The sequence below is a fragment of the Pseudomonas reidholzensis genome, assembly GCF_900536025.1.
GTDB classification, from domain to species: domain Bacteria; phylum Pseudomonadota; class Gammaproteobacteria; order Pseudomonadales; family Pseudomonadaceae; genus Aquipseudomonas; species Aquipseudomonas reidholzensis.
Window position 1 is genome coordinate 17,909 of record NZ_UNOZ01000008.1, and the last position, 20,960, is coordinate 38,868.

21 protein-coding genes are annotated in these 20,960 nt (G+C 65.0%); 12 read left to right on the plus strand and 9 right to left on the minus strand.

The annotated features are described in order from the left end of the window. Window positions 1–184: 184 nt before the first annotated feature. Together CCOS865_RS07025 and CCOS865_RS07030 are read left to right on the plus strand one after the other, a co-directional pair. Window positions 185–367: a type II toxin-antitoxin system HicA family toxin gene (locus CCOS865_RS07025; RefSeq protein WP_119139243.1), complete on the plus strand. Its 183-nt coding sequence runs from the start codon at window positions 185–187 to the stop codon at window positions 365–367. Beyond that, window positions 360–815: a type II toxin-antitoxin system HicB family antitoxin gene (locus CCOS865_RS07030; RefSeq protein WP_341868372.1), complete on the plus strand. Its 456-nt coding sequence runs from the start codon at window positions 360–362 to the stop codon at window positions 813–815. The genes CCOS865_RS07025 and CCOS865_RS07030 overlap by 8 nt, the downstream gene beginning before the upstream one ends. 49 nt (window positions 816–864) lie before the next feature. On the opposite strand, the gene CCOS865_RS07035 is transcribed toward CCOS865_RS07030, so the two are convergent. The 5 genes from CCOS865_RS07035 to CCOS865_RS07055 form a co-directional block, all read right to left on the minus strand. Beyond that, on the minus strand, window positions 865–3,303 hold the full coding sequence (locus CCOS865_RS07035; RefSeq protein ID WP_119139245.1) for a penicillin acylase family protein: 2,439 nt from the start codon (window positions 3,301–3,303) through the stop codon (window positions 865–867). A 182-nt stretch (window positions 3,304–3,485) separates the two neighbouring features. After that, on the minus strand, window positions 3,486–3,692 hold the full coding sequence (locus CCOS865_RS07040) for an SEC-C metal-binding domain-containing protein (protein WP_119139246.1): 207 nt from the start codon (window positions 3,690–3,692) through the stop codon (window positions 3,486–3,488). A 6-nt stretch (window positions 3,693–3,698) separates the two neighbouring features. After that, on the minus strand, window positions 3,699–4,172 hold the full coding sequence (locus CCOS865_RS07045; protein WP_119139248.1) for an LEA/WHy family protein: 474 nt from the start codon (window positions 4,170–4,172) through the stop codon (window positions 3,699–3,701). Window positions 4,173–4,174: 2 nt separating this feature from the next. Then, on the minus strand, window positions 4,175–4,651 hold the full coding sequence (locus CCOS865_RS07050) for a YchJ family protein (protein WP_119139250.1): 477 nt from the start codon (window positions 4,649–4,651) through the stop codon (window positions 4,175–4,177). Window positions 4,652–4,655: 4 nt separating this feature from the next. Then, window positions 4,656–5,150, minus strand: a complete 495-nt coding sequence (locus CCOS865_RS07055) for a DUF6231 family protein (protein WP_119139252.1) — start codon at window positions 5,148–5,150, stop codon at window positions 4,656–4,658. A gap of 159 nt (window positions 5,151–5,309) precedes the next feature. Here CCOS865_RS07055 and CCOS865_RS07060 point away from each other — a divergent pair, with 159 nt between their 5' ends. From CCOS865_RS07060 to CCOS865_RS07075, 4 genes are all read left to right on the plus strand, one after another. Beyond that, on the plus strand, window positions 5,310–6,002 hold the full coding sequence (locus tag CCOS865_RS07060) for a PA1041 family peptidoglycan-binding anchor lipoprotein (RefSeq protein WP_119139254.1): 693 nt from the start codon (window positions 5,310–5,312) through the stop codon (window positions 6,000–6,002). Between the two features lie 89 nt (window positions 6,003–6,091). Continuing rightward, window positions 6,092–6,814 (plus strand): PA1041 family peptidoglycan-binding anchor lipoprotein, encoded by a 723-nt coding sequence (locus tag CCOS865_RS07065; RefSeq protein ID WP_119139256.1) that lies wholly within the window; start codon window positions 6,092–6,094, stop codon window positions 6,812–6,814. A 98-nt stretch (window positions 6,815–6,912) separates the two neighbouring features. Then, window positions 6,913–7,188: a DUF1145 domain-containing protein gene (locus tag CCOS865_RS07070; RefSeq protein WP_119139258.1), complete on the plus strand. Its 276-nt coding sequence runs from the start codon at window positions 6,913–6,915 to the stop codon at window positions 7,186–7,188. Then, a complete protein-coding gene (locus CCOS865_RS07075; RefSeq protein ID WP_119139260.1) occupies window positions 7,181–7,939 on the plus strand; it encodes a collagen-like protein in 759 nt (252 codons plus the stop codon). Before CCOS865_RS07070 ends, CCOS865_RS07075 begins: the two co-directional genes overlap by 8 nt. Window positions 7,940–7,950: 11 nt before the next feature. On the opposite strand, the gene CCOS865_RS07080 is transcribed toward CCOS865_RS07075, so the two are convergent. Continuing rightward, window positions 7,951–8,415, minus strand: coding sequence for a CopD family protein (locus tag CCOS865_RS07080; RefSeq protein ID WP_119139262.1), 465 nt, complete (start codon window positions 8,413–8,415; stop codon window positions 7,951–7,953). 97 nt (window positions 8,416–8,512) lie between these two features. Between CCOS865_RS07080 and dinG the strand changes: the two genes are divergently transcribed. From dinG to pdxH, 5 genes are all read left to right on the plus strand, one after another. After that, window positions 8,513–10,657 carry an ATP-dependent DNA helicase DinG gene (gene dinG, locus CCOS865_RS07085; protein WP_119139264.1) on the plus strand — a complete coding sequence of 715 codons (2,145 nt, stop codon included), beginning with the start codon at window positions 8,513–8,515 and terminating at the stop codon, window positions 10,655–10,657. 80 nt (window positions 10,658–10,737) lie between these two features. After that, a complete protein-coding gene (locus CCOS865_RS07090) occupies window positions 10,738–12,975 on the plus strand; it encodes a beta-galactosidase (protein ID WP_119139266.1) in 2,238 nt (745 codons plus the stop codon). Between the two features lie 153 nt (window positions 12,976–13,128). Further along, entirely contained in the window at window positions 13,129–14,274 is a 1,146-nt protein-coding gene (locus CCOS865_RS07095; protein ID WP_119139268.1) for a serine hydrolase domain-containing protein, read from the plus strand. Window positions 14,275–14,373: 99 nt separating this feature from the next. Beyond that, window positions 14,374–15,360, plus strand: a complete 987-nt coding sequence (locus CCOS865_RS07100; protein ID WP_119139270.1) for an OmpA family protein — start codon at window positions 14,374–14,376, stop codon at window positions 15,358–15,360. A gap of 19 nt (window positions 15,361–15,379) precedes the next feature. Then, on the plus strand, window positions 15,380–16,027 hold the full coding sequence (gene pdxH / locus CCOS865_RS07105) for a pyridoxamine 5'-phosphate oxidase (protein WP_119139272.1): 648 nt from the start codon (window positions 15,380–15,382) through the stop codon (window positions 16,025–16,027). On the opposite strand, the gene CCOS865_RS07110 is transcribed toward pdxH, so the two are convergent. Beyond that, entirely contained in the window at window positions 16,024–16,257 is a 234-nt protein-coding gene (locus tag CCOS865_RS07110) for a hypothetical protein (RefSeq protein WP_119139273.1), read from the minus strand. The two genes, pdxH and CCOS865_RS07110, sit on opposite strands and share 4 nt — an antisense overlap. A 139-nt stretch (window positions 16,258–16,396) precedes the next feature. Between CCOS865_RS07110 and CCOS865_RS07115 the strand changes: the two genes are divergently transcribed. Then, the gene (locus CCOS865_RS07115; RefSeq protein WP_119139275.1) at window positions 16,397–16,861 is read left to right on the plus strand and encodes an outer membrane lipoprotein; all 465 of its coding nucleotides are present in this window, start codon (window positions 16,397–16,399) and stop codon (window positions 16,859–16,861) included. 1,039 nt (window positions 16,862–17,900) lie between these two features. Here the strand turns inward: CCOS865_RS07115 and CCOS865_RS07125 are convergent. Both CCOS865_RS07125 and CCOS865_RS07130 read right to left on the minus strand, forming a co-directional pair. Next, complete coding sequence (locus CCOS865_RS07125; RefSeq protein ID WP_119139278.1) at window positions 17,901–18,926, minus strand: IS110 family RNA-guided transposase; 1,026 nt, start codon at window positions 18,924–18,926, stop codon at window positions 17,901–17,903. Between the two features lie 246 nt (window positions 18,927–19,172). After that, window positions 19,173–20,585 (minus strand): purine-cytosine permease family protein, encoded by a 1,413-nt coding sequence (locus tag CCOS865_RS07130; protein WP_119139279.1) that lies wholly within the window; start codon window positions 20,583–20,585, stop codon window positions 19,173–19,175. Between the last annotated feature and the right edge of the window lie 375 nt (window positions 20,586–20,960).

Genomic DNA, 20,960 nt, shown 5'->3' on the forward strand with positions numbered 1-20,960 from the left:
AAGGTAGGAGCGCGGATCGAGGGGCGAAGTTCGGATGGGTTTGCTGCGGTAGGGAAGGGGACTACGTTAAACGCGGAAATGCGGAAGGCTGCTTTGATGTTCAATCGGGGCTTCGCTTGCTCATCGCGCAACATTTATGTTGCTAGGGCAACATAAATGTTGCACATTGAACTCGAAGGCCCACATGAAATACAGCGAATTCCGCCGGTGGCTGCGTCTTCGGGGGGCTACATTCCTGCCCGCGAAGGGGAGCCATTTCAAAGTGTACCTTGGCAACCGCCAAACGATTTTTCCAGATCATGGTGCCAAGGAGATAGGTGAGGGTCTCAGGAGAAAAATCATCAAGGACTTGGGATTGAGTGAGTGAACAACAGACTGGAGATGATCTGATGATCTTTGAGTACCCAGTGATCGTACATCAGGAGAACGGCAGCGTTTGGGTCAGCAGTCCGGATGTCCCGGAAATGGCCAGTGCCGGGGACACTGCTGAGGAAGCTCTGTTCGACGCCGTAGATGCCTTGGAATCGGCGCTTTCGCTTTATGTCGATCAGAAGATCGCAATTCCATTGCCCACTTCTGCTGCCGATGGGCAGGCTGTCGTCCGGCTTCCCGCATTGACGGCCGCCAAAGCGGCCCTGTGGAACACCATGCTGGCGCAAAGGGTGAGCAAGACCGAGATGGCTCGCCGTCTGGGTGTTAATCGCCCTCAGGTTGACCGTTTGGTGGATCTGCTGCACCGATCCAAAATCGAACAGGTAGAGCATGCGCTGCAGGTGCTCGGGCAACGCATTGCGCTTGCGGTGGTTGCAGCCTGAGCATGAAAAAGCCGCCAAATTTGGCGGCTTTTTCATTCAGGGCGGCAAGTTACTTGCCCGGCACCAAGGTCAGCCGCTGAGTGCCATACGCCCGGGCGAAGTTCTGCGGTTGCACCGGCAGGCTCATGAAGCGCCCCTTGAACCAGGCATCCAGGCCGTCGCCGTAATGACGGCTGGCCGGGTTGCCGGACTGGCCGCTGCTGGTCAGCAGCTGCAGCGGTTCGGCCTGGCCGAAGTCGACGATCATCCGCGCCGAAGCTGGCAGGCGCGTATCGAAGTTGCTGCCCCAGGCGTAAGGCGTCATGGCCAGGGTGCTGAAGTCGCCGCCGGCCGCTAGCGGTGCGCGGCTCAGCGCGTCGCCCAGGCCGTAGTAGTTTGCGGCTGGCCAACGGTACTGGTGCAGTTTGCCCCACTGCCAGGCGCGGCGATCAGCCCCCAGCTGGGCGGTACCGGTGTCGATGGCGCCCGCCAGGCTGCGGGCCAGGATTGCCGGCTTGTCTTCTTTCTGCGGGGTCGTGCGGTCGTCCCAGAACGGGCTGTCTTCACGCCCCAACAGATGATCGGCCTGGGCCGAATAGGACAGCTGGGCGTCGCCGACAAAGGCCTGCCAGGCCGGGCTGGACTCGGGGCCGAGGTCGTCAAGGAAGGTCTGCCGGGCGAATTCCTGGAGGAACAGCTGATACAGCGCGGCATCCGCCGACACCGTGCTCAAGCGGCCGTCGAAGGCCTTGAGCCGGGTCAGGGCCTCACGGGCCTTGTCGCGCTGGGCCGCGGGCAGGGCGTCGATCGCCTGCTTGAGCGGTTGGGCCATGCCCGGGGCGTCGAACATCTGCTTGAGCTTGTCGGCCAGCAAGGTGGTCTGGTCGTTCTGCAGGGCCATCAGGCTGCGGCCGTCGTGGCGGCCGTTGCCGGCCAGCTGGGCCAGGCGCTCGGCACGCTCGGGGTAGTACCAGCTGTTCGACAGCTGCATGCCGTAACCCTTGGCCAGGCTGCGCTGGTTGGCGTGGCCGAGCCAGCCGGCGGGCGGGTCCTGGTCGTACGGGTGGAGCATCGGGTCGGCGAAACCGTCCCAGTCATAACGCCCCTCCCAGCCCGGCGACGGCAACAGGCCCTGGCCTTCGCGGCGGTTGGGGTAGCGGCCGCTGACCTGCCAGCCGATGTGCTCGGGTTCGGCAAAGACGAAGTTCAGCGCCGCGGCGCCGACCTCGCGGGTACTGTCGAAAGCGCGCTCGACGTTGGCTGCGCGGGTCAGGTCGAACAGCGCGTCGAGGCTGCGATCACCCTTGAGCTGCGGCAGGCTCAGGGCCAAGCCGAGGCCGTTGCTGCCCGGCTGGCCGAGCAGGGTGCCGTGGCGGGTGTCGTACATGACTTCGCGCAGCGGCCGCTGACCGCGGGCCAGGAAGGTTTCGTTGCGCGCCCGCGCCGGCTGCCACTTGCCGTCGGCCAGGTAGGTCACCTGGTTGCCCTGGCGGCGCACCTGCTCCAGGAACAGGTCCTGATTGTCGGCCATGACCGCGCTGCTGCTCCAGGCCAACTTGCCGTTGTAGCCGCCCAGCAGGATCGGCAGGCCGGGCAACGACAGGCCGGCGACCTGGTACTTGCCGGTGTGGATCTGCACCGGGCTGAGCGCCCAGGCGGCGCGGCTGTCGCTGGCCAGCAGGCTCTTGGCACTGCGGCTGCGCTGCGGGCCCAGGGCGACGTTGGCCGAGCCCGGGCTGCCGAGCAGGCCAAGGTCGGCGAGCTTCTGGCTGGCGCTGGCGAGGGCCGGCAACCCCGGCAATTGGCGGGCCAGGTCGAGCCCTTTGAGTTTGTCGATTTCGGCTTCGGCCAACGGCTCGTCGGGGGCGATCGGCAGCAGCCAGGTGAGCTTGTCGCTGCCGACTTTTTGCGCCAGGGTCAGCGCCGCCAGCTCTTCCTGCAGGTTGACCGACTGGCTGAAGGCATACAGGCTGAACACCAGCGCCGAGTCCTCGGGCTTCCAGTATTCCGGGCGATAGCCACTGCGGGCGAGCTCACCCGGCAGCTTGTCGCGGAAACGGAACAGGTAGGCGTTGACCCCGCGTGCGTACACCTCGAAGAAGCGCTTGAGGCGTGGCGAGGCGTCGGCGTACAGCTGGCCGGCGCTCTGCTTGAGGTTGGCCGCACGCATCAAACGGTCGATATCCAGCGCTTCCGGGCCGGCCATCTCGGCCAGGCGGCCCTGGGCCAGCAGGCGCATGGCGACCATCTGCTCGATCCGATCACCGGCGTGCACATAGCCCAGGCTGAACAGCGCATCGTGGAAGTTGCTGCTCTCGATCAGCGGCGCGCCCATGGCGTTGCGCCGCACCGAAACGTTCTGCGCCAAACCCTTGAGCGGTTGCACGCCCGTGGTCGGTGGCACGCTGTCCTGATAGCCGCCCATCTGGCAGCCGCCGAGACCGAGCAGGCCGAACACGGCCAGGGTAACGAGGCGGGGACGGAAGGGAGGAAACACGGGGGCGGCCATGACTAGGCTCCTGCAAGGCGTGGCGGGGTTCGAAAGGCGCTAAGGTAGTGAGCGTGCGGGCGCCGTGCAAGGTGCTGCGAGGCTTTATTTACGTGGGGCTGCCGAGTGGTCGTCGGTCATTGGAGGGCGCTGCGGCCATCCGCGGGGTTACCCGCGAATGGCACGGCACGGTGCTGGGCCGATCAGGCGCCGTGGCACTTCTTGTACTTCTTGTCGCTGCCGCACGGGCACGGGTCGTTGCGGCCAACGTCCTTCAGGGCGTTGCGCACCGGTTCCTGGTGGCCGTGGTTGCAGTGCGGGCCGTGCACATGGCCGTGATCGTGATCGTGCTGATGATGATCGTGATCGTGGTTGCAGTCTGGGCCATGGACATGGGGTTGTTGGGTCATTGCGGGTTACTCCGGTATGAAATCGCCGGGCATTATCTCACCACTGCGCGACAAGTGCAGGCTCTGAAAGATAACCAGCCCGGTGTTCAGCTCGGCGTCCAGCCGATACTGCAGCGGCTGCTTGCTCTTGAGCAGCTTGGCCAGGGGTTTCAGGTGGGCCCAGAGGTTGGTCCGCGCGGTGATCTTGAAGGTCCGCTGCTGATGCCCGCCGACGCTGCGCCAGAGGCTCGCCTGGTCATCGACCAGCAGCAGGTCGTTGAGCCGCACCGCGTACGCCAGGTTGCGGATGAACAGCCGGCTGTCGTTGGGGTTGTCGACCCGCAGGTGGAGCACGAACTCCTGCTGGTGCAGGCGCGCCTTGACCGTTTCGACCTTGACCAGGTGCACCTGCGGCTCGCGCCAGGCTTCACCGCCCCAGCTGACACAGCCCGCCAGCAACAGCATGACACTGGCGAGAAGCAGGCGGGCCAGGGCGTTCATGCTCAGCTACCGACGTAACTGGAGCAGCATTTCTTGAATTTCTGCCCGCTGGCGCAAGGGCAGGGGTCGTTGCGCGTGGCCTTGAGGGCCACGGTCGGGTCGATGAAGTACCAGCGCCCCTCGCGTTGGACAAAGGCCGAGCGTTCGCGATGGGCGTGCTCGCCTTGCGCGTCGTGCCAGCGCGCTATAAAGGTGACGAAGGCATGTTCGGGCTGGCCGCCGAACACCTCGGCGCTCTCCACTTCGAGGCCAAGCCAGGTGCTCTGCGCGCTCCAGCTGGCCATGGCGGCGCGGTCCAGGCCGGCTTGCTGGGCCGGCAGGGTGGTGCTCGCCAGGTAATCCATCAGCCCCAGCACGTAGGCGCTGTAGCGCGAGCGCATCAGTGCCTGGGCATCGGGCGCCGGGGTGCCCGCGTGATAATGCCCGCAGCAGGCGTCGAGCAGGTTGCCGCTGCCACACGGGCAGACCGAGACACTCATCAGATCACCACCAGTACTTGCCGAAGTTTTCAGGGTTGGCCCAGAAGCGGGCGTTGAGCCAGTCCGGGACCTGCTTGTAGTCATGTAGATCATAGGTGAACAGGCTCAGGACCTGCGCGTCACGACGAAACTTCTCGCTGGCCGACATCGCCAGGGAGAAGAAGTCGGTGTCCTGCCAGCCGCAGGCGCCAAGGTCGGCCAGCACCGCCACGCGACTGGCGTTGAGGTTGCGGATACCGCCGAGCAGTTCCAGGCCGGTGCGCTTGGGCAGGTGCTCCAGGCAGTCGACCAGCACCGCCAGGTCGTAACGCTGGGCGGCGATCGCAGCCGGCAGCGCGCCGGGTGCGGCGACCTCGAGGCTCACCTCGGGGTGCGCCAGGGCAAAGGCCTCCAGGGCCGGGAAACGCGAGCCGACCAGCAGCAGGCGCTGCGGCGTGAAGCGCTCCAGCAGAGCCGCCAGGGCTTGCTGCGGAGTACGTTGGGAAAAACCGTCGGTCATTGCCATTCCTCGTTCAGGGTCTCCAAGACTAGCGGTCCTCGGCGCGCGGGCAAAGGGTTACGAGGCCGCCGTGTGGCTTATCGCTGGCAGAGCGGTAATGTGCGGTCTTTACTCCCAGAGATCGGCCTGGTGCCGATTCCCCCTAGGAGATGCTACAAAATGAGCATAGTTCGCACAGCGATACCCCTGGTTCTGCTCACCAGTGTGTTGACTGGTTGTGCAGGTTTGCAAAAGACCGACTGGCCGAAGTGTGCTGCCGTCGGGGGTGTGGGCGGCGCCGCCCTGGGCGCCATCGAGAGCTCCGCCTGGGCTGGCTGGGGCGCCTTGCTCGGCGGCGGCCTGGCCGCTGGCTACTGCTGGGCCCACGGTGACGGCGACGAAGACGGCGATGGTGTGCCAGACAGCCGCGACAAGTGCCCGGGCACGCCGCGCGGGGTGCAGGTCGACGCCAATGGCTGCCCACCCGAGCCGGTTGCCGTGGTCGAGGAAGTGGTGGTGGTAAAAGAAGAAGTCATCGTCATCCGCGATGTCCACTTCGAGTTCGACTCGGCACGCCTGACGGCCGCCGACAAAGAGCGCCTGAACACCATCGCCACCCGCCTCAAGCAGGAAGCGGCGAGCGCGCGCCTGAGCGTCACCGGCCACACCGACAGCGTCGGCTCCGACAGCTACAACCAGAAACTGTCTGACCGCCGTGCCCATTCGGTGACGGACTACCTGGTCGACAGCGGCGTGCCGCGCAGCAGCTTCATCTCGGTGGTCGGCGCGGGCGAAACGCAACCGGTCGCAGACAACGCCACCGCCGATGGGCGCGCCATGAACCGTCGCACGGAGATCAAGATCCAGCGTTGACGGCGGGCGCCCGCGCCTTGAGAAGTGGCGCGGGCGCGTCTTTACTCCTGTGGGACCGGTAGCGGCCGGTGACACAGGAGCATCCAACCATGCGAGTTTTGTCGAAGGCGGCCTTGCCGTTGCTGTTGCTGTCGGGCCTGCTCACAGGCTGCGCCACCCACAGCGATGGCAGCGCGCCCCTCAATCAAAGGACCTGGCCCTTCTGCAGCCTGCTCGGTGGGCTGGCAGGCGGGGGCCTGGGCGCCATCGAGAGTTCCAGCTGGGCCACCGGGCTTGGCGCAGCGGGGGCGATCGCCGGCGGCCTGATCTGCTATGCCCAGGATGGCGACGAGGATGGCGATGGCGTCTTCGACCGCCGCGACCGCTGCCCGGATACCCCTGCCGGGACCGCCGTCGACCACATGGGGTGCGCGCTGCCGCAGTACCCGCCCTCGGCGCCACGGGCCGAGACGTCGGTGGCCAAGTCCGAAGTGATCACCCTGGATGACCAGGGCCAAGTGCTGTTCGCCTTTGATTCGGCCGAGCTCATGCCTGCCGCCCAGCAGCGTCTGCGCGAGCTGCTGCCCAAGCTCGACAATCCCAACGTGGCGACGATCAAGGTGATTGGCCATACCGATGGCGTCGGCAGCGACAGCTACAACCAGGGCTTGTCCGAACGGCGCGCCGCGAGTGTCGCCGAATACCTCATCAGCCAGGGCCTGGCGCCCGACAAGGTGACCAGCCAGGGCCGTGGCAAAAGCGAGCCGGTGGCTGACAACGACACCGACGAAGGCCGCGCACTCAACCGGCGGGTGGAACTGCACCTGAACTGAGCGGCCGCTGGTGCGAACCCCTGGCATGGGGTTACTGTGGGCGCAGCGGTCCGTTGCTTCGGGCCGCGGCGCCATGACGACCAATCAGGGGGCGACGCATGAAATTCATCCTGGGCCTGGGCAAGGCGCTGACGGTAGTGTTCTGGTGGGTGGTGCTGATCAATCTGTTCATCCCGCAGCCCCTACCGTTCAACCTGTTGATTAATGCGGCCGGGATCTTCCTGCTCGGCCTGCATGTGCTCGAGGTGCTGTTTTTCAATGCCAGCCTGCGTCAGCGCAGCCACCGATGGTTCGATCGGTTGCAGATTCTGTTGACCGGTATTTTTCATGTGATGTCCATTCCCAAGCCGCAGGAGACGCCGCGCCGTGCGTAAATTGATGTTGCTGGTGGCATTCGCCAGCCCCCTGGTACAGGCCGAGAGCCTGGAAGTTGCCGCCCATTCGGTATTGCGCCTGGCGAACAAGGCCAACAGCGTGCACTTGCAGCACCTGCAGGTGGCCGATTCGGCCACCTTGCTGCTGCCGGCTTCACTCACCTCGTTGAAGGTCGACCACCTGCAGCTCGGCCGCGATGCGCGGATCGCCGTGGCACCGGCGGACGCCCCCTTGAGCATCGAGGCGGGGACGGCGCGGTTCGCCGAGGGAAGTGAAATCACCGCCACCGGCGCGCCGGGCAGCTACGAACGCGCAGCCCGGCCTGGGCGCAACCTTGACGTGCAACTGCACGCCCTTGAGGCGGATCGCCTGGCGATCGATGCGCGCGGCGGTGCAGGCGGGCCGGGGTATGTCGGCCTCGATGGGGCCAATGGCAAGGCGGGCGGCTGCACCTGGGGCCAGGCCAGCCGCGGAGCCGACGGCGACAACGGCGGTAACGGCCGCGATGGCGCGGCGGGCGGGCGGATTCGTCTGGCGGTGCCGGCGGGCTTTGCCCAGGAGCGCATCGTGGTGCGCTTGGATGGCGGGGTGCCGGGTAAGCCAGGCGCGGCCGGTAAACCGGGCGCCGGTGGCGCCAGCAAGGGCTGCCTGGTGTACCGCACCGATGCCGGGGCCAAAGGCAAGCCCGGCGAGCCCGGTCAGCCAGGCTTGGCCGGGGCGGCTGGGGAGTTGATTCTACAGCGGCTCTGATCGGTCACGGGTCAGAGCAGAACGCGCGAGCTGGCCACGGCCACCACGGCCAGCCCGTGCAACAGATTAGCCCCGACCGTGCGCCGAATCCGCGCCAGCACCGCGGCGCCGGCGGCCCAGTCCTCGGCCTGCACCGCCGCGCGCAGCTCCGGCAGCATCAACGACTGCACGCGCATGAACAGCGCAAACATCACGATCCCGCCGCCGATCATCAGTTGCACATAGTGCGGGGCGGTCTCGAAGCCGCTGAAGCGCATATGCAACATGCCGATACCACTGATCGCCAATATCGCCACCGCCGCCCAGACCCAGGCAAAGAAGCGTCGGAATACTTCCACCCACAAGCGCAGCCGAGCGGGCCCTTCAAGGGCCGCAACCGTTGCCGGGCGCAGTATCAGCCAGGCGAAGAACATCCCCCCGACCCAGACCAGGGCGGCCAGAACATGCAATGTGTAGGGTAGGGCGAAGGCGAGCATCCGGATCTCCATGCGGCACAAAGGGCGATAGCGGGGTATGATAGCCGCGCATGCAAAACACTGAAAATATATCCAGCCCTTCGGGCGCCTGCAGACCATGATCAGCAACGAACTCAAAGCCACCATTCAGGGCGCCTACTCGCGTTTTCTCGAAGCCAAGAGCCTCAAGCCACGCTATGGCCAGCGCCTGATGATCGCCGAGGTGGCGAAAGTCCTCGGCGACATCGCCTGCGACGACGAAGGCCGCCGCGCGGGTGACCCCGCCGTGGTCGCGGTGGAAGCCGGTACCGGTACCGGCAAGACGGTCGCCTACGCCCTGGCCGCGATCCCTGCCGCCAAGGCCGCCGGCAAGCGCCTGGTGATCGCCACCGCGACCGTCGCCCTGCAGGAGCAGATCGTCTTCAAGGACCTGCCCGACCTAATGCGCAACAGCGGGCTCAACTTCAGCTTCGCCCTGGCCAAGGGCCGTGGCCGCTACCTGTGCCTCTCCAAGCTCGATGTGCTGCTTCAGGAGGGCCACGCGCAGTCGGCCACTGCCCAGCTGTTCGAAGAAGAAGGCTTCAAGATCGAAGTCGATGAGCGCAGCCAGAAGCTGTTCAACAGCATGATCGAGAAGCTCGCCGGCAATCGTTGGGACGGCGACCGCGACAGCTGGTCCGAGGCCCTCGAAGACCAGGACTGGGCGCGCCTGACCACCGACCACAGCCAGTGCACCGGTCGCCACTGCCCGAACTTCCAGCAGTGCGTGTTCTACAAGGCGCGCGAAGGCATGGGCAAGGTCGACGTGATCGTCACCAACCATGACATGGTCCTCGCCGACCTGGCCCTCGGCGGCGGCGCCGTGCTGCCCGACCCGCGCGACACCGTGTACGTGTTCGACGAAGGCCACCACCTGCCGGACAAGGCCATCGGCCACTTTGCCCACTATTCGCGGCTGCGCTCCACCGCCGACTGGCTCGAGCAGACCGCCAAGAACCTGACCAAGTTGCTCGCCCAGCACCCGCTGCCGGGTGACCTTGGCAAGTACATCGAGCAGGTACCGGAGCTGGCGCGGGAGATCCGCACCCAGCAGCAGTTCATGTTCACCTTGTGTGAGCAGGTCGCAGACTTCCGCCCGGGCGAAGACACCGAAGGCCGTGACCGCCCGCGCTACCGCTTCGAAGGCGGCGTGGTGCCGGAGCAGATCCGCGAAGTCGGCATCGAGCTGAAAAAAGGCTTCTCGCGCCTCAATGACCTGTTCACCCGCCTGGCCGACCTGCTCAAGGAAGGCATGGACGGCGAGAAGAACATCGGTATCGCCAGCCACCAGGCCGAAGAGTGGTACCCGCTGTTCGGCAGCCTGGTGACCCGTGCCCAAGGCAACTGGGACCTGTGGACGGCCTTTACCGCCGAAGACCCGGAGGAAAGCCCGCCGATGGCGCGCTGGCTGACCCTGGCCGAGACCGGTGCGCTGTTCGACATCGAGGTCAATGCCAGCCCGATTCTCGCTGCAGAGATGCTCCGTCGCAGCCTCTGGAGTGTCGCCCACGGCGCCTTGGTGACCTCGGCCACCCTCACTGCGCTGGGCAAGTTCGACCGCTTCCGCATGCGCTCCGGCCTGCCGCGCGACGCCGTCACCTGCGTGGTGCCGAGCCCGTTCGTGCATGGCGACGCCGGGCTGCTGCGGGTGCCCGACCTCGGCGCCGACCCGCGCGACGCCGCGGGGCACACCGCGGCAATCATTCGTGAACTGCCGGGGATGCTCGAGGACGCCCGCGGCGCGCTGGTGCTGTTCTCCTCGCGCAAACAGATGCAGGACGTCTTCGATGGCATCGACCGCGACTGGCGCAAGCTGGTGCTGATCCAGGGCAACCTGTCCAAGCAGGAGACCCTCAACAAGCACAAGGCGCGGGTCGACGATGGCCAGCACAGCGTGCTGTTCGGCCTGGCCAGCTTCGCCGAGGGTGTCGACTTGCCGGGCGCCTACTGCGAGCACGTGGTGATCGCCAAGATCCCCTTCTCGGTGCCGGACGACCCGGTCGAGGCGGCCTTGGCCGAGTGGATCGAGGCCCGTGGCGGCAACCCGTTCATGGAGATTTCCGTGCCCGACGCCTCGCTCAAGCTGATCCAGGCCTGCGGCCGCCTGCTGCGCACCGAGCAGGACCGCGGCGTCATTACCTTGCTTGACCGCCGCTTGGTCACCCAGCGCTACGGCAAGGCTATTCTCAATGCGCTGCCGCCGTTTCGGCGGGAGATTTCCTGACGCCCGGAGCAGTTTCGCCGGCCCGTTGTCCATTACTCAGTCAGGGGCCCATGAGGGCCCTGAAGGAGAGCCCCAGCCCTATGTTCCGTCGCACCTTGCCCGCCGTACTCACCCTGCTGTTCAGCTCGCCCTTGCTGGCCGGGCAGCAGACGCTGTTCAGCTTTGTGCGGCCGGCATCGGTGGTCAATGTGATCACCGCCGATGCCAGCATGCCCCAGTACAACGCGGAGCAGACGGCCGAAGGCGAGGTGCTGCGGCGCGTGGTGTTCAACCCGGTGGAGCGGCCGACGCTGGGCTTGAGCCCGCAGAGCGGCGTCTGGGACTGGTCTGCCGGCAAGGCCCTGGCCCTGCGCCTGCAGAGCGGGATGGACTGGGCGCTGAGCGTGGATGTCACGGTACAGAGCAGCGATGGTCGCACCCTGACCAGCCGCATCGACCTGCCCGCCGGGCCGGCGCAGACCGTGATGGTGCCGCTCACGGCCCGTTCGCCGCTGGACCAGGGCATGCGCGCCGGGCCGCCGATGCCCTGGACCTACGAGGGGCAACGCCTGCTGCTGACCAGCAGCGTCGGTGAGGTCGACCTCAAGCAGGTGACCTCGGTCACCCTCAGCATCCCCAAACCCAATGTGGCGCAGAGCCTGCTGATCGAGCGGGTTGCCCTGCAGGACGACGACCTTGCGTTCAAGGCCGCCTACGCCGGGCTGATCGACGCCTACGGCCAGTCCACGCGCGGTCGCTGGCCTGAGAAGATCGTCAGCGACGACCAGCTCAAGGCCGCCGACACCCGCGAGCAAGCACAGCTCAAGGGCTGGCTGACGGAGCGCGGCAAGCAGCAACTGGACAGCTACGGTGGCCTGCTGGCAGGCCCGGCGTTCGAGGCACAGGGGTTTTTCCGCACTGAAAAGCGCGACGGCCGCTGGTACCTGGTAACGCCTGAGGGGCACCCGTTCTACTCGCTGGGCGTCAACGCGGTGGCCGCCGATGGCGGGCGCACCTATGTGGCCGGACGCGAAGGCATGTTCAGCGCCTTGCCCGGCGAGGGCGAGCCGCTGGCGGCGTTCTATGGCGAAGGCAACAACGACGACGGCAATGCCTCGTCGCAAGGCCGCAACTTCAAGCAAGGCCGCTGGTTCGACTTCTATGCCGCCAACCTGCAGCGCGGCTACGGTCAGCCCTGCCCGGCGCCCATTGAGGGCCAGCCGGCAGTAGCCTGTCCGCCGCTGGCGCTGGATGCCGCGCGCTGGCAGGCACACACCCTGGACCGGCTGCAGGCGTGGGGCTTCAACACCCTCGGCAACTGGAGCGACCCGGCCCTGGGCCTGGCCAAGCGCGTGCCCTACACGCTGCCGCTGTCGATCGTCGGCGACTACGCGAGCATCAGCACCGGCATGGACTGGTGGGGGCGCATGCCTGACCCGTTCGACCCGCGCTTCGCCATGGCCACCGAACGGGCCGTGGCCATCGCCACCCGCGACCACCGCGATGATCCCTGGTTGATCGGCTATTTTGCCGACAACGAGTTGGCCTGGGCGGCGCCCGGCAATGACCCCAAGGCACGTTATGGCTTGGCCTTCGGCACCCTGCGCCTGACCACCGATGTCCCCGCCAAGCGTGCCTTCCTCAAGCAGCTGCGCGACAAGTACCGCAACCAGCAAGGCCTGTCCAAGGCGTGGGGCATAGAGCTGCAGGCTTGGGAACTGATGGAAGACCCAGGCTTCGAGGCACCGTTGCCCGACCCCGAGCACCCCGAGATCGAGCGCGACTACCAGCACTTCCAGCAGGTGTTCGCCGACACTTACTTCAAGACCATCGCCGATGCGCTGCAGTGGCATGCGCCCAATCACCTGCTGCTGGGTGGGCGCTATGCGCTGAGCACCCCGGAAGCGGTCAAGGCCTGCGCCGAGTACTGCGATGTGCTGAGCTTCAACTTCTATACCCTCAAGCCTGACGACGGCTACGACTTCGCCCGCCTGGCCGAGCTGGACAAGCCGTTGCTGGTGTCCGAGTTCCAGTTCGGCTCGCGTGACCGTGGTCCGTTCTGGCCGGGGCCGCTGGAGCTGCCGCGCGAAGAAGACCGCGGCCCGGCCTACGCCAACTTCCTCAAGGCCGCGCTGGCGCAGCCGATGATCGTCGGCGCGCATTGGTTCCAGTACCTCGATCAACCCGCCAGCGGGCGTCTGCTCGACGGCGAAAATGGCCATCTGGGGCTGGTGGCGATCACCGATGTGCCGTACCCCGGCTTCGTCGAGGCCGTGCGGCGCAGTAACCAGCAGGTCATGGACGAGCTGCGCAAGGGGCTCAGCAAGCCGGCCCCGTGAGTGCCGGCAGCGCGTGCGCAGCCGTTGCGCTGCGCCACCGCTGCCGTCCGTCGGGTTTTATCAGCGACCATCCAGCCTTATTCGGTTTGCAAACCGGCCAACTACTGAAACAATGCACGACTTTGTGAAATCCAGTCGTACGGAGAGCAGTAGGTGCAGATCCAGGGTCACTATGAGCTGAAGTTCGAGGCGGTGCGCGAGGCATTCGCCGCGTTGTTCGAAGATCCCCAGGAGCGTGGCGCGGCGCTGTGCATCCAGGTTGGCGGTGAGACCGTGATCGACCTCTGGGCCGGCACTGCCGACAAGGATGGCCGCGAGGCCTGGCACAGCGACACCATTGCCAACCTGTTCTCCTGCACCAAGACCTTTACCGCTGTCACCGCCCTGCAGTTGGTGGGCGAGGGCAAGCTGGCGCTGGATGCCCCGGTGGCGCGCTACTGGCCGGAGTTTGCCCAGGCCGGCAAAGACACCGTCACCCTGCGCCAGTTGCTCAGCCATCGCGCCGGCCTGCCAGCGCTGCGTGAGCTGCTGCCGGCAGAGGCGCTGTACGACTGGCAGACCATGACCGCTGCCTTGGCCGCTGAAACACCGTGGTGGACGCCGGGCAGCGAACACGGCTACGCCGCGATCACCTACGGCTGGTTGATCGGTGAGCTGATCCGTCGCGCCGACGGCCGCGGGCCCGGCGATTCGATCGTGGCGCGTACGGCCAGGCCGCTGGGCCTGGACTTTCACGTGGGCCTGGCCGATGACGAGTTCCACCGCGTGGCGCACATCGCCCGTGGCAAGGGCAACCCCGGTGACGCCGCTGCCCAGCGCTTGCTGCAGGTGACGATGCGCGAACCCGAGGCACTCTCGACCCGCGCGTTCACCAACCCACCGGCGATCCTCACCAGTACCAACAAACCGCAATGGCGGCGCATGCAGCAGCCCGCGGCCAATGGCCATGGCAACGCGCGCAGCCTGGCCGGCTTTTATGCCGGCCTGCTCGACGGCAGCCTGCTCGAGTCGGAACTGCTCGACGAACTGACCCGCGAGCACAGCCTCGGCGAGGACCGTACCTTGCTCACCCAGACCCGTTTCGGCCTGGGCTGCATGCTCGACCAGCCGACGGTGGCCAACGCCACCTTTGGCCTCGGCGCCCGGGCGTTCGGCCATCCAGGCGCCGGTGGCTCGGTCGGCTTTGCCGATCCGGAGCACGATGTCGCCTTTGGTTTCGTCACTAATACCCTGGGCCCTTATGTGCTGATGGACCCGCGCGCGCAACAGCTGGTGCGGGTGCTGGGCAGCTGCCTTTGATCGGGTAACGCGGGTATTGCCCCGACCCTTTGACTATCCTGAATGCCAACGCCTCGTGTGCGTGGGCAAAATTTCTTTCTAATTCATGGTGTATCGCTGATGTCTTCACAAAAAACCTTAGCACTCGCCCTGTGCCTGGCCATGACCGGCTGCGCCAGCCACTCGCAGGACGCCAGCAAGGACAGCGGCAGCAGCTGGTGGCCATTTGGCGCCGACAAGGTGGCCGATCAGCAGGTGAAAGAGGCGGTGACCGAGAAGGTAGTCAAGGCCGACGCCAAATCCGACAGCGGCAGCCGCTGGTGGTGGCCGTTCGGTGGCGACGAACAGCAGGCCAAAGGCCCTGTGGTGCCAAAAATCGACCAGAAGGCCACCCAGGCCTGGCTCGACGAGTACGAGCCGAAACTGCGTGAAGCGGTCAAGGGCAGCAAGTTCGAAGTGGAGCGCCGCGAGGACGTGTTGGCAGTGACCATCCCGGTCGACGGCTCGTACAACCCGGACCGCCCGAACATGCTCCTGCCGGCCACCCTCGGCCCGATCACCCGTGTCGCCAAAGCCGTGGAAGTCGACAGCAAGACGGCCGTGCTGGTGTTGGGCCACGCCGACAGCAGCGGCGTCGCCGCCGCCAACCAGAAGCTCAGCCTGGAGCGCGCCGCCTCGGTTTCGGCGATCTTCCGCCTCAGCGGCCTGAAGCGTGATCGCCTGACCCTCAAGGGCATGGGTTCGGTCATGCCGCGTGCGGCCAATGACAGCCTCGAAGGCCGTGCCTTGAACCGCCGTGTGGAAATGCTGCTGACCCCGCAGAACACCATGATCGCCCTGCTGGCCAAGTACCAACAGGCAGCCCCGGCGCCGACTGCACTGGTCGCCGCCCAGGACGCCAAGGCCCCGGCCGCACAGGCCGTTGCCAGCAAGCCTGCCGCCAAGGCTGCGGCCAAGCCGGCAGCGAAGAAGGCTGTCGCCAAGGCACCCGCGAAGAAAGCCGTAGCGGCCAAACCCGCTGCAAAGAAAGCGGCTGCCAAGCCTGCCGCGAAAAAAGCCGCGACCGAGAAGAAAGTCGCCGCGACCAGCCCTGCGAAGACCAACTGATCGTCAAGGAAGCGCAGTCATGACTCAATCCCTGGCCGATATGCGCCGCGACTACACCCGTGATGGCCTGGCCGAGGCCCAGGCCCCGGGCGAGCCGTTCGCCCTGTTTCACCAGTGGTTTGCCGATGCGGTGAAGACCGAACAGGCACCGGTCGAGGCCAACGCCATGACCGTCGCCACCGTCGATGCTGACGGCCGCCCGCACTGCCGGGTGCTGTTGCTCAAGGGCCTCGACGCGCAGGGCTTCACCTTCTTCAGCAACTACGACAGCGCCAAGGGCCAGCAGCTGCAGGCCAATCCGTTCGCCGCGATGACCTTTTTCTGGCCGGCACTGGAGCGTCAGGTGCGCATCGAGGGGCGGGTCGAGAAGGTCACGGCCAAGGAGTCGGACGACTACTACCAGGTGCGCCCGTTGGGCAGTCGCCTGGGTGCGTGGGCATCCCCACAGAGCCGGGTGATTGCCGGCCGTGAGGAGCTCGAAGGGTTGGTCAAGGCCACCGAGGCACGTTTTTCCGACACCCAGCCGCACTGCCCGGAGCACTGGGGCGGCTACCGCCTGCTGCCTGAGCGCATCGAGTTCTGGCAGGGCAGGGCGAGCCGTTTGCATGACCGTTTGAACTACCGCCTGGTCGAGGGTCAGTGGCTGCGTGAGCGCCTGGCACCTTAACCGTGGTACTCGGCGGCCTGGCGTTGCAGCCAGGCCGTCAGCTGCTTTCGCTTGACCCCCTTCGCCCGCGCCTGTTCCAGGCGCTGCAGCATGTAGGCGCGCTTGGCGCCATCCTCACCGGCCAGCGACAGTGCCAGGTCGCGGTCCATCCAGCGGCGGATGCGCAGGTACAGCCAGCCATGGAAGTACAGGCCGGCGACGGTCGTCAGAAATACAATGAAGTAATCCATGGCTATCCCTTGTCTGATGATCAGGCGCCTGCACAGCGGCTGTACCTGCGCTGAATGAAAGCAACTTTATGATCTATGTGTCGTGACAGCCGTCAACCTGCGGCGTCTAATGGACACCTGACTTATGGAGATCTGACCCATGCGTAAATCCGTTTTGCTGGTGGCGTGCTTTACCACCGTGTCGCTGCTACTGGGCGGTTGTGCGTCGAGCCTGACCGGTGACAGTTATTCCCGTGATGAGGCCCGCCGTGTGCAGACTGTGCGCATGGGGACCATCGAGTCGCTGCGGCCGGTGAAGATCGAGGGCACCAAGACGCCGATCGGTGGGGGTGCGGGTGCGATCGTGGGCGGTGTGGCCGGCAGTGCGGTGGGCGGTGGTCGCGGGAGTATCGTGGCGGCGGTGATTGGTGCTGTGGCGGGGGGGCTGGCGGGGTCGGCGGCTGAAGAGGGCCTTACGCGTACCCAGGGTGTCGAGATCACTGTGCGTGAAGATGACGGCAGTACGCGTGCCTATGTCCAGGCGGTGCAGCAGAACGAGATCTTCCGGGTGGGTGAGCGGGTGCGGATCATGACTGTTGATGGGACCAGCCGGGTTAGTCACTGATTTTTGGGGTGGGGCCGCGATGCTGTGGGGCCGGTTGGGGGCTTATCCGTTTGCTGTGGTGGGGCTACTGGCCCCTTCCGCCCTTACGGCGGGTCACTTTTGGCAAACGCCCCAAAAGTAACCAAAAGGTCTTGGCTCCTGCATCCGGCCCTTCGCTGCGCTACGGGTTCCCTCACTCCGGTCTTGCTCCCGTGAGGACCGCGCCGGACGGGCCTTCCTGGCCCGCGGCGCTTGCCGGCCATCCATGGCCGTCACCTCACTCCGCAAGACCTCCGTTCGGCCTCCTGAAGTCGCTGTAGATCAAGATCACGAGCCAGATCAAAGGCCAGATCAAGTGCCAGGGCAACGGCTGGCGAATCGCTGCGCTCTCGCTTGTTTATAAGGGCTGTACAGCGCGTCAGCGCCAGAATGTGCATTGGCAGTGCCGGCCTCTTCGCGGGTAAACCCGCCCCCCCACAGGTTCTCTGCTGACCGTAAGGCCACCGCGGTCCCTGTGGGAGCGGGTTTACCCGCGAAGAGGCCAAGCTATCCACCACCGATGCCACTATCGAAGATAACGCCAGCCCAGGCACCACCCCTAACTTGGCGACCTCAGGAGGCCGAACGGAGGTCTTGCGGAGCGGGGTGACGGCCAGGAAGGCCGGCAAGGGCTGCGGGCCAGGAAGGCCCGTACAGCCCGGTCCACGCGGGAGCAAGACCGGAGTGAGGGAACCCGCAGCGCAGCGGAGGGCCGGATGTGGGAGCCGGCGGTTTTTGGTTACTTTTTTCCAAGAAAAAATCTATGGTCACCCCATTTTTTGCAATACTGATTAACGGATGAAATGGGTGGCTTGCTTAAATCTATCCGGCGTCTATTGGGCTCTAATCCCGCGCCACGATGAGTATTCGCACCTGACGATCCTAAAAAAGTGAGCGGCTTCTGTGAGCCAAATTTTCTTCCAGGATCACCGTCAGGCCGATCGGCCGTTTATTTCATCTGTTGTCAGCTATCGCAAAACCTGGTGGTAAAACACTTGCAAAACGGTGCTGTACTGCGGGGTCAGGCGTTGGTGACGTCTGGCTCCGCTTCATATTGCGTGTGCCGAGTGGTGATTGCCCACGCGATACGTGCGAGTTTGTTGGCCAACGCACAGGCCACCACATTGGAGTGTCGCCGCATTGACAGCGACCTCACCCATTCGGCCAAGGGACCTTTTTGGTGCTCCAGGCGCAGCATGTACACCCGGGCGCATTGCACCAACAAGCGCCGTAGATTCTTGTCGCCGCGCTTGCTGATTCCTAGCAGGTTGGGCTTGCCGCCGGTACTGAACTGTTTGGGTACCAAACCGACGGATGCCGCAAAATCCCGACTACAGCTGTATTGCTGACCGTCGCCCATCTGTACGGCCAGCAGGCTGGCGGTGATCGGGCCAACACACGGGATGCTCAACAAACGGCTTCCGAGATCATCGTCAGCCAGCTGGCTTTCCAGCTCCTTGTCCAACACCTTGATTTGCTCTTCCAGATAGACGAAATGGTCGTGCTGGCGCTGCAGCAAAGCGATGAGGCGCACAGGCAGGTCGTGTTCCTCAAGGATCGAGGCTAGCCGTTTGACGACTGCCAGCCCGGTCGGCAGGCTGATGCCGAACTCGAGCAAGAATCCATGCATCTGGTTCACCGTCTTGGTGCGGTCGCGGATCAGCGATTCACGAATCCGGTGTGAGACTGAAAGCGTCTGCTGCTCCACAGTCTTGGCCGCGACGAAACGCATCGTTGGCCGAGAAGCGGCTTCGCAGATCGCTTGAGCGTCGACAAAATCGTTCTTGTTACTTTTGACGAAAGGTCGCACGAACTGAGGGGAAATCAGCTTGGCATCGTGCCCCGCAGCTTTCAGTTCACGCGCCAGGTAATGCGCTCCAGCGCAGGCTTCCATCACCACGGTGCATACCGGATGGTTGGAGAAAAAGCGCATTAATTGCTGTCGTGAGCACTTCTTGCGTAGCACTTCCCGGCCGGACCTATCCTGAGCATGCAGGTGGAAGGTGTGCTTGCCGATGTCGATGCCGACTAATGCCACTTCGCTCATGGTGATGATCTCCGGAGATAAAAACACCCTGCGCAAGCCTAGCCTGCGCAGAGTGCCGGGGTGACCATCTCATTAAGTGACCCGCCGTAAGGGCGGAAGGGGCCATCAGCATCACCACATCAACCGGATATGCTCGATAATCGAAACGCACCAGCACCAGCACCAAATCCCCGAAAACCCATGCTGAACCGGAAATCTCGGGGCTACAAAGCAGCCCCAAAACCTCTCCCAGGCGACGACTATCTATCAGGCCGCCGCTGCCAGCTTGGCACTGGTCTGGCGACGACGGTAGGCACTGTCGCGGCTCGCCAGCCACCAGTACAGCGGCGAGGTGATCAGCAGCCCGACCAGCCACGACAGGTCAGCCCCGTTGATGTGCTCGGACACCGGCCCGACATACAGCGGGGTGTTCATGAACGGGATCTGCACGATAATCCCCACCGCATAGGCCAGCAGCGCCTGCGGGTTGTAACGACCGTAGATACCCCCATCGACCTTGAAGATCGACGCGATGTCGTAGTCACCCTTGTGGATCACGTAGAAGTCGATCAGGTTGATCGCCGTCCACGGCACCAGCACCACCAACAGCACCAGAACCATGTCGACGAAGTGGCCGATGAAGTCCGCCGAGGCGAACACCGCCACCACGCAGCAGCCCGCCAACACGATCAACGACAGCACCGCACGGCTCTTCGCGGTCGGGATCCAGCGGTAGGCGAAGGTCTGGATCAGGGTGATGATCGACAGCACCGCGCCATACAGGTTGAGGGCGTTGTGGCTGATCACGCTGAGCAGGAACAGCACCAGCATCAGAGGACCGATCGCGCCGGTGGCGAGCTTGACCGCGTCCATGGTGTCCATGCCGGCCGGGATCGCCAGCACCGCCACTGCGCCGAACACGAACGACAGGCTCGAACCCAGCGCAGAGCCGAGGTACGTGGTCCAGAAGGTCGAGGAGACTTTCACATCCGCTGGGAGGTAGCGCGAATAATCCGACACATAGGGCGCAAAGGCGATCTGCCAGAGCGCGGCGAGCGACACGGTAGCCAGCCAGCCGGCGAGGTTGAAGCCGCCCCGGGTCAGGAAGTCGTCACTCTGCACGTGGGTGAAGATGTAGCCGAAGCCGACCACGATGCCGATCCCCAGCACCCAGGTGCCGATGCGGTTGAGCACGTGGATGAAGCGGTAGCCGATGATGCCGATGATGCCCGAGCCCAGCGCACCGACGACGATGCCCACCGGTACCGGGATCGACTCGGCCACGCCGTGCAGCGACTTGCCCGCGAGGACGATGTTGGAGGCAAAGAAGCCGATGTACATCACCCCGGCGATCACCACTACCAACAGCGCGCCGAGCGAGCCGAACTGGGCGCGGCTCTGGATCATCTGCGGGATGCCCATCTGCGGGCCCTGGGCCGAGTGCAGTGCCATCAGCACCCCACCGACCAGATGCCCGACCAGGATGGCGACGATGCCCCACACCAGGTTCAGGTGAAACAGCTGCACGCCCAAGGCGCCGGTGACGATGGGCAGCGGTGCGATATTGCCGCCGAACCACAGTGTGAACAGATCCCTTACCTTTCCATGGCGGTCCTGCGGGGGCACATAGCCGATCGTGTGTTTTTCTATCAGAGGTGCCGAATTGGCTGCACTGGTCATGACTGACTCCAAGGCAAGGAGGGGCACCGGGAGGTGCCCGGGTACGTGCCGGCAAGGGGCGACGTGTTCTTGTTGGAGGGATGATGCGGGGTGCGTGGGGAACGAGAAATTAGTAAATATGTGCTCATGAACCTTAAAAAACCTAAGGCTGACAAAAGGTTAAGGGACGAGTGGTAGCAAGGAGCAGGCCAACCCCCGGCAAGCCGCAAGGTAGCGGGCGTGGCAGCGGCGGGGCCGAAGCAGGGGCGATCCATGATGGTGCGCGCGCCTATCGAGTGCCCCACGGTCGACGTCCAGTCATGCGGATACAATTGAGTGGGTGCAGGCGCCACCGAGATAGAGTAGCCTTCATTTGATGTAAAATTATCGTCATAT